Genomic DNA, 15,885 nt, shown 5'->3' with positions numbered 1-15,885 from the left:
TGAGGGACGGACCGGCCGGAACGGGGCCGCTGCCGCGGCACCCTCCCGCAGTGCGGGCAGCAGTCCGCCAGCAGTCTGCAGTGCCGGGTGCAGGCGAAGGAGAAACCCAGCCTCCAGGACAATTGCCAGCGCCCACCACTGGCAAGAAGGCACTCTGGGCAGAACCGGGATCCCCCTCCGCGGCCCCAAAGGACGTGCCGTGACACGGCCCGGCCCCCGGCACTCATGTGGAGGGCCCGTCCGTCGTAGTGCGCCAGGGTCAGGGCAGCGATTGTCTCCAGGGACGTCCCGGTGGCGTGTGCGACAGCATTGGTCCGCTGTTCGTCGAGGACGATCGTCCAGTCTGCCGGGATACCCCGGAACTGGTTTCCGGCCTGGTGCCGGACCGGGAAGCCGAGGTGCAGCAGGACATCACCGAGTGCGGTGTCCATCCGCCTGGCCGTCGCCTCCAGCCATGAGTCCAGGGCCTCGCCGGGCAGTGGAGGCAGCCGGATCGGCAGGGTGCGAGTCGGCGTACTCATGCGGGTCGCCGGCTCCGGGGCCGCGGACGGCTGGTCAGCCGTTTCTTCTCCAGCGCGGCCTGAAGTTCGAGACGGGCAGCCTCAGATGCCTCGTCGTTCTTCACCCGGTCCATTAGCTCCTGGTCAAGACGTTCGGCGCCGGTGCGAACCGCCCGCTGGCAGCTGCGATTGATCGGCGTCATCAGCGAGCCGATGTGCCCGGTGCTGCGGGCGAAGAGGTAGTCCGACAGATCGTCCGCGACCATGCCGGGGCGCTTGTCAGTGAGCACCACCCGCTGTTCGAGGGCCAGCAGCATCTGCCGCCATTCCCGACGCCCGGCCTCCGTATCAATGGTGAACGGGCGAAGCCCGAGGCGAGTGGTGCGGCGGCCGGTCTGGGCCAGAGCGGTGTCGCGCCCGTTCGTTCCTTCACCGAACAGGCCCTTCTTCGCGAGCTCGACTCCCACCATCAGCAGCGTCACCGGGAACTCGTTGGCGATCCACTTCAGGTGGATACTCACCTCGATTCCGCTCTTCTGTCCCCATTTCAAAAAGTGCAGATCGTCCAGAACCACCAGTCGGACATCGCAGGACAGTACGCAGTCCAGCACCCGCCGGCCGAACTGGGCGGTGGTGCCCCGCATCTGTCCGGGGTGGCCGAAGAACTCCAGCATGGCCCGGTTGAGGTCCTTCATTCCGGTGTTCCCGGTCAGCCCGACCCGGCAGACGGGGATCCGCTCGTGCCCCTGGCTCGTGAACGTGCCTGATTCCTCGATCTCCCGCTGGTGGAAGTCGCGGGCGAAGGCCAGCACGGAGGTCGTCTTGCCCAGCCCCGGGAACGCGTCGACGGCCACCGCGCCCTTGGCCTTGTCGCCGTCCTGCTCGTTGCTGTCGACGATGTCCTATAGGTCTTCGTGGAGCTCTGTCAGTTGAGGCGTCTTGACCGGGCCGATGTTCGCGTGCCACTGGCGGCGCTGGCGGTCGTAGTCCGCCCGCGCCTGCGTGGGTAGGGACTTCAGCTGTTTTCGGGTCAGCAGGTCGGGCCGGCTGCGGCGAGGGCTCTCGGCGAAGGCCTTGAAGTCTTCCTTCCGCGACAAGGCAAGACTGCCTGGCTGCGGAACGCTGCCGTCGTTCACACGTCCTCCAGGGCATCGGCATAGAAGTCGTCCTCCCCGGCGAGGTCCTCCAGATCGGCCTCGTCGTCATCCCCGGTCTCCGTCACCACGTCGGGCTCCCGCAGTTCCGCGGTCTGCTCGTCCTGGCCGAGGGCCTTGCGTACGGACGGAAGCGAGACGACCGTCTCCGTATCGCCCGCCGCCGGAAGCTCGATAGCGGCCTGCTCACGCGAGAGCCGCAGGGCCATGCGCCGCTCGGCAATCGTGGTGCCCAGCCCGAGGTTCCACCGCTCCAGCAAGTCAGCAACGGCAAGCCGGTCGTCTGGGAAGCGATACTTCGAAGCAGCCAACTGCCGGGCGAACGTCAACGCGTCCTCGCTCAACGGCATCTCGGCCGACGGTGCGTGCTCCCACACCAGCGTGTGCCAGGCACGGGTGGCCGGATCACGGAAGTAGATCCGGGTGATGTCGTCGGGGTCCACCTGGAAGGGCCAGCCGTTCTTCACCGGACTGTCGTAGGGGCTGTGGACTCCCGGCTCGGGCAGGCCGGGGCCGCTGTAGCGGCGGCGGCCGATCTCGACCCCGTAGTGCTGGACCGTGCGCCACTTCGTCTGCAGAAACTCGAAAGCCAGGTCCCGGTCGCGGGGTGCTTCGATGTAGCCCGCCCGCGCCATGCCGTGCTCGAACATCTTCGCCGGGGACATCCGCAGTCCTGGCAGACCCGGATCGACCAGGCTGGAGTGCGGCCGACAGTGGTAAACCGTCGCTGTCCACTCCCGGATGATCGCCTCAAGCTCGTCGAGGAAGAAGAACGCGTCGTCCTCCGGGCTCTCGCCCCGCGAGTGGATGTCGGGCCCCTTGTAGCCGGGCAGCACCTGCAGCAGCCCTTCCCGAAGGGTCCGGAAGTATCGCTCCACCGGACCCTTGTCCCGGCCCGTCCGCAGCCGGGCCGGCTGGATGGAGATCCCCATCCGGCGGCAGACGCTGGTCAGATGCTCCGAGACGTAGACCTTGCCGTGGTCGACCACCAGCGTCTCGGGAACCAGAGGCGGCGAGGCCAGGCCCGGTCCGGCGGCGCCTTCGACGTCGACCAAGACGGTGCGGGGGATACCGTGCTCGGGCCAGACCGCGTGCCGCGGCCAGTCCCGCCCCGCCGGCCTCGGCCGAAACGACTGGAAAAGCACCGCACTGACATCCACTGCCTTCGTCGAGACCGGCGTCAGCCGGATCCCCGTGACGCAGCGGGAGTACCAGTCCATCCCGACACTCAACTCGGCCTGAACCCACTTCAGCGTCAACGGGTCGAACGCGAAGACGTCCAGGCGCGTGGAGTCCATCAGCAGATACTCGCCCGGCCGCGTCGGCCGCAGCTTCCCGTACGGACCCTCCGGCCGACCGGCGATATCCCGATTGCGCTTCGTACTCAGCCGGAACAGTGGATGGCGTCGCTCCAGCTCCTCCAGCAGCCGAAACGCCGTCGCCCGACTCGGTTGCGGCACCACCCCCTCGCCGAACCGCGCGATCACCCGAGCTCGGGTCCGATCGATCACCATCGTCCGCGACGGCTTCGACTGGTCGGCGTGCTCGACCATCACCTCCACCGCGGTCTCCACCCACCGGTCATCGACCGAGGTCTGTGACCGCTCCGACCGCAACCTCCTCGGTGCAAGCCCGGCCTCGCCATGCTGGAGAAACCCAGCGACCCAGCGCTCAATGGTCCGGATCGTCACGCCAAGTTCTGTCGCCTTCGCTGCCTTCCTCGCCTCCATCGGCACGGCCGTGGCGTAGGCGGCTTTCGGCTCGTCATCGGCCGCCAACTCCCCGCTGCCGGAGCGATAACCGGTCAGCACCTCGCGGACGTGTCCAGCTCGCTCCAGGACTTTCTGTCTCTCCTCCGCATCGAGCTGACCGAGGACCACGGAGGCGACCTCGCCTTCGTCATCCGCGGACGGTCCCGGGCCATCAGGACTGATCGCTGCGCGGTCAGAGAACAGCAGTTCCTTGAGCGACAGCCGCAGAAGCCGCCCGTGGCCATCCTTCAGAACTACTTCGTTGCCCGCCGTGGTCGCGGCCATCTCCACAACCTCGACGGATTCCCCGTCGTAGCGGAAGCGCGTACCAACTCCGACTCGATTCGCCGCCCTGCTCACGCTGACCTCCGCAGGATGTGCGAAGGGCCGAGGGGCCGGTCGAGATCGGTTACGAAATCCTGCGTCCAGAGCAAATGGTGGATAGCGGAACGGACTTGAGGTTCTGGATGATCCGGCAGACACCCCGTGGCCGGTCCCAGAAGGAGCCCGTCGAGATCTGCGTCCCGCAGCGCGTCCAAAATCTCGGGGTTGAACAGCCAATCCCTGCGGTAGCCCGCGAGGAACCGGATGTTCTCCAGCTCTGCGGCCGGAGGCTCACTCCAGACCTCGTACTTCCAGCCCCGCGATTCCACCGCCCTCCGGGTCCAGGTGAAGGTGAATGCCACCTCCGGCTTGGACAACCGCTGCAGCGGCTTGACGTCGACCACCACCGGCACCTGCCTGGTGAGCAGGAGATAGTCCGGGATGTGCCGACGCACCTTCCCCTCCTGCACCGTCTGCAGCAAAAAGGGCTGGGCCACGATGGCGCGTACGGACGGATCAAAATCGGCGAAGAGCAGACGCGACAGCTCAAGTCGTGACTCGTAGATCACGTGGTCGCGCGTAGTCGCCGACCAGTAGGTACCCGAGTAGTGCTTCTGGTCCCTGTACCAGCGGAACGTCCGCCACGGATGAGCCGTCTGCAGCGACGCCAGCGCCACAGACGCCCAGGAACACTCTTCAACCTCGCCACCGTGCCCACGAAAGCTGACCGTCGCTTCCATCCTCACTCCCGAGTTGGAGTTGCCCCCCGGCAGCACGATGCTCCCGCCAACACGCCGACGGGAGCACACCAGCAACGCCTTCACTCGAATGAGGTACAGCAGCGACCTGCAAATCTCAGGTCAGTGTCGGATCCGACTTCTATCCGACATCGGCCATGAGATTCCGACACGAAATTTGAGACCCTACAGCTCGGGTGGTCAGGTCTGGGACATGTCGACGATGCGGCAGTAGTGGCCCTGGAACGCGGCGGTGATCGTGGCGGTCGGCCCGTTGCGGTGCTTGCCGACGATGAGGTCGATCTCTCCGGCGCGGGGGGAGCTCTTCTCATAGGCGTCCTCGCGGTGCAGCAGGATCACCATGTCCGCGTCCTGCTCGATCGATCCGGACTCCCGCAGGTCGGAGACGACCGGCAGTTTGTCGGTGCGGTGCTCGGGCCCGCGGTTCAGCTGGGAGAGCGCGATGACCGGCACGTTCAGCTCCTTCGCGAGGAGCTTGAGGTTGCGGGAGATGTCCGAGACCTCTTGCTGCCTGCTTTCCGAGCGCAGGCCGGACTGCATGAGCTGGAGGTAGTCGACGACGATGAGGGAAAGCCCGGTCCGGGCCTGCTTGCGGGCCTGGGCCCGGATGTACATGACGGTCTGGTTCGGGGTGTCGTCGATGTACAGCGGGGCCTCACTCACGGCACCGGTGTGCCTGGCCACGCGGTTCCAGTCGTCATCGGTCATGGTGCCCGCGCGCATGTGGTGGAGGGCCACCCGGGCCTGGGCCGACAGGACGCGCATGCCGAGCTCGGCGCGACACCTGTCACTGAGCATTTGGGAGCCCGATATCGGTAGCAACGATGCCGGACGGAAGAGACGATGCGCAGGCGAGTCGTCGGTTTGGCCACCAGACTCCACACGTTGAACCGCTCTCTTGGCCAGAGGATGTCGGATCTCAACCAGGCTTGCGTGTGTGGGAGTTGTGTCGCAAACGATGGCTCCCGCACGGCAGCCAAGCGTTGGAAATTCGGCGCATCTGGTGCCGGGTCAGACCCCCGCGGACGTCCGGGCGTCCTTGGCGGGTGTCACGGGCGCCGCCGCAGGGCCGCTGCCGTGCCCTTTCGGGGACCCGAACCAGGCTACTGCCACCGCGCCCGATACGGCGAGCACGAACCCGGTGATCGCCGCCCAGGCGAAGCCGGGACGGGAGGCATCGCCGAGCCACAGCACGCCGATGATGCCCGGCAGGACGGTCTCGCCGACGACCAGCGCGGCGGTGGCGCCGTTGACCGAGCCGATCTGCAGGGCGACCGTGTGCAGGTACATGCCGCCGATGCCTGCCACCAGGATCGCGTAGAGCGCCGGGTCGCAGAGCAGCGCTCCCGGGTCGAAAGGGTCGATGCCGTTCAGCACACGGACCCCGACACCGAGGGCGCCGAAGCCCAGTCCGGACAGCAGGCCGGCCAGGATCGCGGCGCGCGCCCCCAGTAGGCGTACGACCACGGTGCCGCCCACGATCAGGAGCAGCGAGATCCCCAGCAGCCACCAGTGCGTGGAGATCGGGGTGTCGCCGCTGCCTTCCGGGCCCGCCGCCGTCGCCAGAAGCACCAGCGCGGAGCAGACCACAGCAATCGAGGTCCACTCGGCGCGGTTGAGCCGGATGCCGAGGAGCTTGATGCTCAGCACCGCCGTGATCACCAAGTTGGCGCTGATCACGGTCTGCGACAGGAACAGCGGCAGGAGGCGCGCCGCCAGTGCGCCGAGCCCGAAGCCGACGAAGTCCAGGATGGTCCCGACGATGAACTCCCAGGTCATCGCCGCCTTCGCAGTGGACGACAGGCTCGGGCCACCGTGCTGGGTCACGCTGCCCTCGGCGGCCTCCCGGCGGGCTGACTTCTGTGATCCGACGGCCTGAAGGACGGAGCCCGTGCCGTAACAGATCGATGCTGCCACGGCGGTGAGCAGTCCTATGAGCACCGAAAGCTCCGTTCATGTATGGGTCGGTGGGGTTCGGTCCCGTTCCCACTGGCAGACGTGGGTTTCGGCGCGAAAGTTGCTTCCGGCGAGTCAGTTACCGGCGTATCTCCCTCCATAGGCCAACTACGGTCAGCCACATTGCCCATAGCACACTGCAACAGGCCTTAGCGCAGCGTCACGAAGTGTCCCCTTTCGCGCGTATCTCCTCCGCGCCCCAAAAAGGAGCCCGCCCCCAGAAGCCGCATCACGGAGATCACCGTCGCAGCCCCGGTCCAGCGAAGTTGGTGACAACTAGAGCGAAAAACCCCAGGTGGTGACAACTGGAATGCCCAAACAGTGACAGGTACCGCGCTCAAGTCCACGCTCGGTGCCAGCTCACCGACCCACCTTGGTGTCACCTAGCTCGCCCAGTCACAGGAGCCCGTCGCTGTGTGACTACCGGGTCTGGAGGGCGCCGCGGTCGATGAGGCCCTGGATATAGGGAGGCCAGTCCCGCTCCAGGCTGGTGGTGATGGCGGCGTGAACGTCAGCGCGTACCTGCGGGGTGACGTGTTCGACGTCGCCGCCCGGGTAGTACAGGCGTACCCCGTCGCGGCTGGCGTCGCACAGGATGGCGTGGGCCTTCTGCACGAGCGTCATGTAGAGCTGCGGGACCGGTGCCTTGACGAGTTCGTCGATGACGGCTTCGTAGTCGGCTCCGAAGTCCGCCCAGTCCTTGCCCTGCTTGTCGAGCCAGAGGGTGACGTCGGAGAAGAAGACCGCTTTGCCTGGCCCGTCGTTCGGGTCGCGGGCCAGGCCGGTCGCGAGATCGAGCGCGATGCCAGCGCCCTTGCTGACGAGGTGGCGGGGAATCATCGCCGGGGCGACAGCCACCGCGCACTCACCCCAGCCATCTTGGGTCTGCTCCGGCCAGGGCAGTCCCAGTACGAGCCAGCCGTCCGGTGCCAGCAGCTTGTTGCTCACCGTGTTCTTCCCCCTCGATTGTGGATGGTCCGCATCCGATCTTTCCGCCCCGGCCCGGCAGCGGACAAGACGTCCTCCGGCCGCCGGCCCGCGCGCCGCTACCGGCGGCGGCCGAACAGTCCGCAGTTCTTCTTCGCCTCCGCTTCGGCCGCCTCCCGTGCTGCGGCTTCCTCCGCCTGGAGCCGCGCGGCGCGTTCCGCCTGCGCCTGTTCATGGTGTTCGCGCAGGCACGGTCCGCACAGCTCGCGGTGCTGCTGCGCCGGGTACTGCCGGACCGTGTCCCAGCGGTCGTCGGTGAACTTCGCTCCGCAGCGCCTGCACACGGGCCGCTGCGCCTCGCGGGCCGCGGCTTCGCGCTCCTTCTGGCGCTTGCGGGCCTGCTCCCGCTGCACCACGTACAGCCGATCACCGTCGGGATTGTCCAGAGCCTCCGCCAGGGTCTGCCACTCATCGCGCCCGAGCCTGCGCCACACCTTCCCCGCCGCCCCGTCCGGGTCGGCGGTGATCCGCTCCAGCTCGGTGACGACCACCGGCACCGCCTGGTGGTAGTCGACGGCCGTGATGCCACCGCCCGCGTACTTGGTGCCGGCGAAGTAGGAACGGGCTGCCTGCTCCAGTCGCCGCATCCGGCTGGCCCGCTGCGCCTTCGTCTTGCCCGTGAACACGAACGCCACCGGCACGTAGCCCGCGCGGCCGGTCGCCGGGTAAACCCGCGACCACAGCCGGAATTCGTGCACCGCCGCACCGTCGTGACGGGCCGCCTGCGCCTTGACCTTGTCGGCCTTCGGCGCCAGGAGCTCGAACCACTCGCTGTAGCGGCGCACCTTGGCCACCAGGACGTCGACGGGCTCGTTCACGCGGCCGACCTCCAGGAGCATCGCGGGCACGTCGACGTCCGGGGCCCGCATCGTCAGGTCGGCGTACTGGGTGTAGCCGTAGGGGAGCTTGTGGCCGATCTCGGTCTGCCAGGAGAGCGGTGTGCCGAACCCGGCCCCGGTGAGGACCGCAGCGGTCATCGTGACGGCGGCCGCGTGTTCGTCGAAGCCCTCGCCGGTGACCGGCTCACCGTCGTCGTTGAACTCGAGCTTGCGCAGCGCGGCAACCCGGACGTTCCCCGGCAGCAGCTGCTTGGCTTCCTTGTGTCCTCGCTCGGTGAGCACCCACAGCTGATGGTTCGACTCCAGCCGCGTCTCCACCCGGACCTTCCCCTGCTCCTTCAGCGCGTTGAGGGTGTCCCTCGTGCACCGGTCGTGCCGGTCTCCGGGCCGCAGCATGCGCCACAAGTGTTCAGCGGTAGCCCTCTGGAAGATCCCGAGAGCCTTCAGCTCTTCCTTCTTCCTGGTGTGGGTTGGCTTCCATGTCTGCTTCGAAGAATTAGAAGGGTTGTCGAACGTGCCGGGGGCCCTGTTCTGGCCGGGCTGACCTGCGGATACGCGCTTGTCGGGCGAAGAGGCCGTGGAGGGGGCGATGGAGGGGCCCGTGGAGGGGGCCGGCGGGACCTGGTCCACGTCGGCGTCGGGCGCCTGGCCGTCGGCGATGTGCGGTTCGTGGGCGGGGTCGGGCGTGAAGTCGGCGGGCACGGTGTCCTCGGTTCCTCCGGCCTGCTGGCCGGGACGGTGAGCGTCCGGCCCGCACGCGATGTGCGCGCGGTCCGGAGCCACCGTCGGAAAGACCCCCTTGTCCGCTGTCTGACGATCACCACCGACGACCGTCCGCTTCCGCCCGGTTGACTCCCTTGTCCTGACGTTTTGTCCGTGATCGACGCCACAGGCAGCGACCCCGTCCCGACTCCGTCCCCTGTCCACAGGCCCCGGCTCCGAAGGTGTGGTCAACAGGCCGGGCGCAGCAGGCGCGCGGCCCGTACAGAGAGGGAATCGTCATGGAGACGACGTCGCCGAAGCTGCCCGAGCTCACCCCGGAGCAGATCTGGCGGGCCGCCGACTACGTGGAGCTGGTCTGGCACGACGAGGACACCGAGGAGGCGCGGGCCCGGCTGGAGGAGTTCCACCGGGACGGCAAGGAGCTGGCGCGGCTGATGGGCGAGTTCGGTGCGCTGCTGCTGGCCGACCACCTCACCGTCGTGCCCGACGAACACGCCGACTGCGGGGCCGGGTACGTCATGGACAAGCTGGCGGCGGTGGCGAGCCGGTACCTCAAGCGGTGGTGCTACTCGGGCGGCGGTGCGCAGGTCGCCTACATCGCGGCGGGGTTCCTGATCGAGTGCATGCAGGAGGTCGACCAGGTGAGTCAGTTCCTCTGCGACGTCCGTGGCTCCGCTCCCCGGTGGAACCCGGCGCCCTGCCGGGGACGGAGAACTTCTCCTCCCCCGGGCGCTGTCCTGTTCGGGCGGGATGTCGCACGTAGCGAACCCGGTCAAGGAACGATGCACTCGCCCGGACCGCGACGGTGGACATCGGATGCTTGCACTCTCCATCGCGATGTCGTGCACTCCCGAGGCGATGCAGGGCACTCCCACCGCGATGTCGCGCATCGGATGCGGTGCATCGTCCGGACATCGGATGCGGTGGCGGGCATCGGGTGCGGTCCACTCCGCACGATGTCATCCACTCCCGGGCCGGTCGTCGCGCGCGCGGTGCGGTCCGCGCACCACCGGCGCGGTGGCGCAGAGGCGCAGTGGCGCGGTGGCGCGCGCATCGGATCCACGCGGTGCGCGCGCCGCCGACACAGGGGCGCGGGTAGTGCGCGCACGTCATCCGCGGCGCACCTCATGGCGTGCGCGACGCGGTCCAGGCGGCAAGCGATACCCCCCTTGAGAAGGGGCCAGATCGAACCGGGCTCCTCTATCACGCACCCCCTTGTCCGCCGTCCGGCAGAGCCGCCAGCTTTCTCCTAGCGCGGGTAATAAGAGGCTGCGCAGATTGGCGTGGCTGGGAAGGGCGGGGTGGGCTCCAGGTACAGCCCCGCCGTGTTCGGGATCGCGACGCTCTGTCACCGTCACGCCGAGCACCGCGGTCAGCCGGGCGGCGGCCGTCTCCGGCGGCATCCGGGAGGCCGGGCAGTAGTTTCCCGAGGCTGGCGTCGTGGATGAGAGTTGCACCGTAGGGGCCTGGCCAGCCTGTGTGTGCTGGATGGCGGGCTTCGGCTACGTGCTCCACTATGCAGATTCGCTGCTGCGGGGACTCGTGGACGTCACCTGTCGGTGCGTGCGGTTATCGTGCCGGTCATGCCTGATGATCTGAGTGTTGACGGCCTGGGGGCTGAGCCCAGCGTGGCGGATGAGCCGGCTGGCGGTGCCATGAATGCGGTGGCCCGTTGGAGGGAGTTCGAGCGGCTACTTGTCGGGAGGGGGCTCGGGTGGGGGTTGTGTTACACGCCGGCACAGCTTCGCTACGTACGTAGCGTGGAGCACCCGCAGGGGGCGGACCTGGAGCACCTGTTGCCTGCCGACTACCGCGCCTTCGTGGCGGAGGTCGGCTATCCCGTGCTCAACTACGGCGGCGATATTGAAGGGTTCGCGTTTCTTCCCCCTGAGGCCATGGCCGCACTGTCGGTCAGTCAATGCGGTCCCGAACAGTCGGTCGATCAATGCGATCCCGACTTCGCGTTCCCCCGTCCTGCCAAGGACCAGCCAACCCGGTGTCTGCACGCGCTCTTCGCCAGCTGGGACTTGCCCGATTACGCGGGCTACTCGTTCGGTCCAGCCGGGGACGAGGACAAGATCGCCGTGTGGATCGGTTATGACGGTGCACCCCAGGACGTGGCGGGTACGTTCACCGAATGGCTCAACGCGGAGATGGATCTGCACGAGCAGCACATCGCCGAGTTCGACGATACGAAGGTAGCCGAACTGCGAATGGCTTACGACAAGGCTGTTGACGAGCCGCGCATGGCTGGCGTTGGCCCAGATGATTCTTACCACCTGCTCGGATACTCGCTGGGCGGCTCCTACGACCAGGTCGCGTACACCGCCGAAGACCTCGACCTGTTCTGGGTGGGCCCTGGCGTATGCGGCGGTGATCACGGCGTGTACGGGCTGATAGACGGGTCGGGCACCTGGCGGATCCCGTACGGCACCAGGTTCAGGGCCGTTCGGCCATTCCGCGATGGCGTCGCCGAGGTCATCGTGGCCTCGAAGGGCACCAGCGATACCGGCCCGTGGACCAGGATTCGGCCGGATGGATCGATCGTGCGCGGATAGGCGTGGGTTCATGAGCGGCGGTGCGGGCGTTCGTCCCAGCGGTGGGTTGTCCATGCCTGGCGGATCAGGCTGCGTATGGTGATGATGGTGTCGGCGAGATCGAAGAACGCGTTGATCACGGTGGTCCGCCGCTCGTAGCAGCGGGCGAGGCGCTGGAAGGCGTTCTGCCAGGCGTGGGTACGCTCCACGTGCCACCTCTGACCGGAATACTCCACGGTGAGACGGGTACGGCGAGGTAGCCCCTGGTTGGTGACGTCGAGGGGCTGCTTGCGGGGGCTTCGGGGGGTTCGGTCAGGCGGCGGCCGGGGTGAGTGTGACGTCGTGGCCGAGGGCGGCGAGCTGGCGGACGAGGTCGCGGGTCTTGCGGGTGGGGTCGAGGTTGCGGGTGTGGAAGTGGGCTCCGAGGTCGCGGTAGCGGGCGGTGGGGTCGCTCATGAGGTGCCAGACGGAGACCAGGATGGAGCGGGCGACGGCGACCAGGGCTTTCATGTGGCCGCGGCGTTTGGCGATGCGGCGGTAGCGGGCGCCGAGGAAGGTGTCGGTGCGGGCGGCGGAGATCGCTGCTTCGCCGAGGGCCCCGCGGAGCCAGGGGTTGCCCTTGCCGGTGGGTCCGGAGGTGTTCTTGCCGCCGGACTGGATGGTGCGTGGGGAGAGTTTCGCCCAGGAGACCAGGTGCCCGGCGGTGGGGAAGACGCTCATGTCCAGGCCGGTCTCGGCGAGGATCACCTGCGCGGTGCCCGGTCCGATGCCGGGGATTTCGTCGAGGCGTTCGGTGTCGGTGATCGGTATGAGGGTGCCCTGTCCGGGGCCCTCGTCGTCCTCGGTGGTGGACAGTCCGGCCAGGCGCAGGGTGATGCGGGCGGTGAGCTTGTCGATCTGCACGGTGAGGTAGTCGACGGTGTCCAGCAGCATCCGGCACATGAAGGCGTGGTGTTCTTCGAAACGGCCGGTCAGTGATTCGGCCAGGGTGGCGTGGCTGGCCTTGATGGTGCCGTGGGCCAGGTCCGCGAGGGCCTTGGGGCTGCGTTCCCCGGCGATGAGTGCTTCGAGCATTGCCCGGCCGGAGACGCCGAAGATGTCGGCGATCACGGTGGAGAGCTTGATCTGGGCGTCTTCGAGGAGCTTCTCGGTTCGCTGCTTGTGACGGGTGCGCTCGTGCGTCATCACCGCCCGGGCCCGGGTGAGATCGCGGAGTTCACGGATGGGTTTCGGGGGTACGAAGGAGGGCCTGAGCATGCCGCGTTCGGTGAGCTTGGCCAGCCAGACCGCGTCCAGGCGGTCGGTCTTGGGCCGGCCGGGGACGTTCTTGACGTCGCGGGCGTTGACCAGCCAGCACTCCAGTCCTCGGGATTCGAGGAGGAAGAAGTACGGCTTCCAGTATGTCGAGGTCGCTTCCATCACCACCCGGGTGACGCCCTGGCAGATCAGGTGGTCGGCCAGCTCCAGGATCGCGCCGGATGTCGCGACGGTGTTGAAGACCCGCTGGACGCGCTTGCCCGGCTTGTCCTCGTGCGGCACCCGCACGCAGACCATCCCGGACGCCTTGGCGATATCGATCGCGGCGACGCGTTCCACCAGCTCGGCGGCCTGCTCGATCTCCTCGACGTCCTCACGGTCCTCGGCCTCGGCCATGGACAGCTCCCCTCAGTCCTCGTGTCCGCGAACAGAACGGCGCCTGCCCGTGGGACCGCTGGGGGAGCGAGAATCTGACCGGCGTGCTCGAAGGCAACAGTGCGTGGCCCCTCTGCGGTCCCGGCGCCAGACTGACCTACGGGCTCAACGTCCCAACGAGACATCGGGGTCGGCGGGCAGGCACCGCGATCATGTTTTCACGCCAGCAAGGCGTACCCGAAAGGGATCAGGGGGACTGACCTGCAAGGAAGGCGGATCAGCCGTACGTCCCGCCAGGCGGGAGAAGCGGCCGAACTTTCTTCTCAGGTGCCCGTCAGGCGGGAAATGGCCCCGGGCCGGAATGTCATCGCTCTCAGGTCCGAGCCCACAGGTATCCATCGACTTGTCGTAGGAGGGCCTGGGTAGCCAGGAGCGTGGCGAGGGCGAACTCGCTGCGGTAGTTGCCTTTGGCCGCATGGTGAGCGGCGAGGTGGCGATTGGCGGTGTTCTGCCGGAGTGCTGGCCCGAAGGTGTTCTTCAATGCCGTGACCAGCAGATAGGCGGTGAACATCCCGGGCCTGACGCCGCTGTTGCCGTCGTGTGTGGCAAGGATTCCCGCGATCCTCTTGTGGCTACCCATGTTCAGCGGGAACTGAGCGCTGGCGAAGCGATCCGTCAGCCAGTCGTGACCGTGCTCGCGCATGCAGGAGTCAAGAACATTACCCAGGAGCGCCTGCGCGGCAGCGTCTCTGCCGTCGGCGAGGCAGCCGACAACCTCCTCGACGAGTGCCCGGTAGGCGAGCAGTTCGGGGTGATCGACTTCGCCGAGACTCGCAGTGACGTCCTCGAGCACTTCCTTGCGATAGTCCAGAAGCACCTGTCGCCGGGCTTGCGATGTCTGGCGTGTCATCAGCACATCAATAATTTCGGCTCTGGGTGCCCATGCCAAGCACATGCCGTCTTTGGCGCTGATGCGAAGTAGCCACGGCCAGATCTGCGTTCGCACATGGCTCAGGTTGTCGGGGAGAAGCAGCCGTGTTCCGGCAGTCAGCGCTTGGCCGAGCCACTGGGCCGGAAAGGCATTCCTGGCCTGTTCAGCCAGCCGATGAAGAGTGGAGGCCAGGGGGGTCATCGCGTCAAGCTGCACCCCGGACAGGAGAGCCTGCGACGACAGCAGCCCAGCACCCCTGATGCTCGCGAACAGGTCGGCGTTAGCCGCGAGCTTGGGCAGCTGCGCCTGAAACGCCGCCATCGGCCCGGTCACCCGGGCGAACTCAGCAAGCTGAGACCGAACCCCAGCCAACGGATCAATCCGCGGCGGCATCGACGCCAGAATCGCGGGAAGACCAGCGCTCACCACGTTCGTCAGCATCCGACTCTGAGAGGGCAGTAAGTAACGTGCTGCCCGTTTCGCGCTTGCAGCTGGAGCTGTCGGGCTGGTGGTGGCCTCTCCGGGTGACTATGGCCGCGGCTGGGTGAACAACCCCTGCTCGGGCTCGATCAGGATCCCGCGTTCGGCCAGCCGCTTGAGCTTCAGCCGGACGTTGTTGACGTTGCTGGGCGCGATCTCCAGATCCATCGCCTCGCAGACCGCCCGCGCCCGCAGCGGGGCGTCGGCCGCGGCGAACACCGCCATGATCTGCCGGTAGGCCGGATGGTCCGGCAGCTTCGCGGCCGGCGGCGTCGGCGGGGATGGATCAGGCAGAGCCAGCAGCGTCTTGCGGGTGATGCGGACCTCCTCGGCGGCCCGGTCGAACTCCCCCAATTGCGCAGTGAGTTCCGCGATGCGTCCCCGTGTAGCCTCGGCCTGCGCGGCGATATCGCGCTCTTGCTCCTCCAGGTGCGCCAGCACCGCTCCCAAGGTCAGCTCGCTGCCGCTCATGCGCCGCGCCAGGTAGGGGTGGAGGTCGCGGTGAGCATCCGGGCCATCCGGTCGCTTATGGCCCAGTACACCCTCGACTCGGCGGAGGCGGGCCGGTGCTCGTAGTCCCGTACCAGCCTGCGGTGCAGCATCATGATCCCGTTCACCTGCTCCACCACCCACCTCTTGGGCTGCGGGACGAACCCGCTGGTTGCCGGGTTGCGCTCGACGACTTCGACGTCGATGCCCACCTTCTGCCCGTGGTCGACGACGGCGGTCTTGAACCCCTGGTCCACCAGGGCCTTCTGCACCGTGTCGGTGTCGGCCGCGACCTTGTCCAGCAATGCGATGCCGGCGGCGTTGTCATGCGCGGACGCGGCCAGCACCACCACCGCGATCACCAGACCGAGAACATCAACTGCCAGGCCGCGTTTGCGGCCTGAGACTTTTTGCCGCGTCCCTTCCGGTGGTGTCGGCGGGCACCCCGGCGGCCGCGTGCAGGCTCTGGGTGTCGAGCACCACCAGGCTCGGGTCGGCCTTGCGCCCCCGGCTCTCGCGGACCTGCCAACGCAGCAGGTCGTGGATGGTCTGGTCGGTGCCGTCGTCGCGCCATTTGTAGAAGTAGTACTTCACCGCTCCGACCGGGGGCAGGTCGTGGGGGAGGTAGTCCCACTGGCAGCCGGTACGGGACTGGTAAAGCAGGGCGTTGACGATCTCCCGCATCTCGTAGGCGCCTTGGTGGCCGCTGACGGAGGGATGCTGAGCCTTCCAGGAAGCGATGACGGGCTCGATCAGGGCCCACCGCTCGTCGGATAAGTCGCTCTTGTAGGGCTGGCGGTCTCTCACGAGGAACACTCCAGCAC

General features: G+C 67.5%; 12 protein-coding genes and 4 pseudogenes. 2 read left to right on the top strand and 14 right to left on the bottom strand.

What is annotated here, in order from left to right:
- Positions 1 to 83: 83 nt before the first annotated feature.
- The 9 genes and pseudogenes from OG936_RS36540 to OG936_RS36500 all read right to left on the bottom strand — a co-directional run.
- Positions 84 to 521 (bottom strand): annotated as a pseudogene (locus OG936_RS36540) (TniQ family protein); the annotation flags it as partial.
- Positions 518 to 1,354: an AAA family ATPase gene (locus OG936_RS36535; protein ID WP_406500056.1), complete on the bottom strand. Its 837-nt coding sequence runs from the start codon at positions 1,352 to 1,354 to the stop codon at positions 518 to 520. The pseudogene OG936_RS36540 and the gene OG936_RS36535, both read right to left, overlap by 4 nt.
- Positions 1,355 to 1,402: 48 nt before the next feature.
- Positions 1,403 to 1,636: a hypothetical protein gene (locus OG936_RS36530; RefSeq protein ID WP_406500055.1), complete on the bottom strand. Its 234-nt coding sequence runs from the start codon at positions 1,634 to 1,636 to the stop codon at positions 1,403 to 1,405.
- Entirely contained in the window at positions 1,633 to 3,765 is a 2,133-nt protein-coding gene (locus OG936_RS36525) for a helix-turn-helix domain-containing protein (protein ID WP_406500054.1), read from the bottom strand. The genes OG936_RS36530 and OG936_RS36525 overlap by 4 nt, the downstream gene beginning before the upstream one ends.
- Complete coding sequence (locus OG936_RS36520) at positions 3,762 to 4,469, bottom strand: TnsA-like heteromeric transposase endonuclease subunit (protein WP_406500053.1); 708 nt, start codon at positions 4,467 to 4,469, stop codon at positions 3,762 to 3,764. The genes OG936_RS36525 and OG936_RS36520 overlap by 4 nt, the downstream gene beginning before the upstream one ends.
- Before the next feature lie 198 nt (positions 4,470 to 4,667).
- Positions 4,668 to 5,267: pseudogene (locus OG936_RS36515) on the bottom strand (DnaB-like helicase C-terminal domain-containing protein); the annotation flags it as partial.
- Positions 5,268 to 5,498: 231 nt separating this feature from the next.
- Complete coding sequence (locus OG936_RS36510) at positions 5,499 to 6,428, bottom strand: hypothetical protein (RefSeq protein WP_229846371.1); 930 nt, start codon at positions 6,426 to 6,428, stop codon at positions 5,499 to 5,501.
- A gap of 435 nt (positions 6,429 to 6,863) precedes the next feature.
- Entirely contained in the window at positions 6,864 to 7,391 is a 528-nt protein-coding gene (locus OG936_RS36505; RefSeq protein WP_382224376.1) for a hypothetical protein, read from the bottom strand.
- Positions 7,392 to 7,489: 98 nt separating this feature from the next.
- Positions 7,490 to 9,052, bottom strand: a complete 1,563-nt coding sequence (locus OG936_RS36500) for a replication-relaxation family protein (RefSeq protein WP_406500052.1) — start codon at positions 9,050 to 9,052, stop codon at positions 7,490 to 7,492.
- Positions 9,053 to 9,270: 218 nt separating this feature from the next.
- On the opposite strand from OG936_RS36500, the gene OG936_RS36495 reads away from it, so the two are divergent.
- Entirely contained in the window at positions 9,271 to 10,245 is a 975-nt protein-coding gene (locus OG936_RS36495) for a hypothetical protein (RefSeq protein ID WP_406500051.1), read from the top strand.
- Positions 10,246 to 10,575: 330 nt separating this feature from the next.
- Positions 10,576 to 11,550 (top strand): SMI1/KNR4 family protein, encoded by a 975-nt coding sequence (locus OG936_RS36490; protein WP_406500050.1) that lies wholly within the window; start codon positions 10,576 to 10,578, stop codon positions 11,548 to 11,550.
- An 8-nt stretch (positions 11,551 to 11,558) separates the two neighbouring features.
- Here the strand turns inward: OG936_RS36490 and OG936_RS36485 are convergent.
- From OG936_RS36485 to OG936_RS36465, 5 genes and pseudogenes are all read right to left on the bottom strand, one after another.
- A pseudogene (locus tag OG936_RS36485) lies at positions 11,559 to 11,747 on the bottom strand (IS5/IS1182 family transposase); the annotation flags it as partial.
- A gap of 94 nt (positions 11,748 to 11,841) precedes the next feature.
- Positions 11,842 to 13,182, bottom strand: coding sequence for an IS110 family transposase (locus OG936_RS36480; protein ID WP_406491871.1), 1,341 nt, complete (start codon positions 13,180 to 13,182; stop codon positions 11,842 to 11,844).
- Positions 13,183 to 13,534: 352 nt separating this feature from the next.
- Positions 13,535 to 14,533, bottom strand: a complete 999-nt coding sequence (locus OG936_RS36475) for a hypothetical protein (protein ID WP_406500049.1) — start codon at positions 14,531 to 14,533, stop codon at positions 13,535 to 13,537.
- Positions 14,534 to 14,620: 87 nt separating this feature from the next.
- The gene (locus OG936_RS36470; RefSeq protein WP_406499672.1) at positions 14,621 to 15,043 is read right to left on the bottom strand and encodes a hypothetical protein; all 423 of its coding nucleotides are present in this window, start codon (positions 15,041 to 15,043) and stop codon (positions 14,621 to 14,623) included.
- Positions 15,040 to 15,868, bottom strand: a pseudogene (locus OG936_RS36465) (IS5 family transposase). Before OG936_RS36465 ends, OG936_RS36470 begins: the two are co-directional and overlap by 4 nt.
- Positions 15,869 to 15,885: the final 17 nt, after the last annotated feature.

This window comes from Streptomyces sp. NBC_00846 (genome assembly GCF_045207325.1).
Lineage (GTDB): Bacteria > Actinomycetota > Actinomycetes > Streptomycetales > Streptomycetaceae > Streptomyces.
Note: the sequence above shows the minus strand (reverse complement) of the source record. Positions and strands in the feature narration are given on the sequence as shown.

Coding starts and splice junctions, on each gene's coding strand:
- OG936_RS36520 (WP_406500053.1), bottom strand. CDS start 4,469: ATGGAAGCGACGGTCAGCTTTCGTGGGCACGGTGGCGAGGTTGAAGAG.
- OG936_RS36495 (WP_406500051.1), top strand. CDS start 9,271: ATGGAGACGACGTCGCCGAAGCTGCCCGAGCTCACCCCGGAGCAGATC.
- OG936_RS36490 (WP_406500050.1), top strand. CDS start 10,576: ATGCCTGATGATCTGAGTGTTGACGGCCTGGGGGCTGAGCCCAGCGTG.
- OG936_RS36480 (WP_406491871.1), bottom strand. CDS start 13,182: ATGGCCGAGGCCGAGGACCGTGAGGACGTCGAGGAGATCGAGCAGGCC.
- OG936_RS36475 (WP_406500049.1), bottom strand. CDS start 14,533: ATGCTGACGAACGTGGTGAGCGCTGGTCTTCCCGCGATTCTGGCGTCG.
- OG936_RS36470 (WP_406499672.1), bottom strand. CDS start 15,043: ATGAGCGGCAGCGAGCTGACCTTGGGAGCGGTGCTGGCGCACCTGGAG.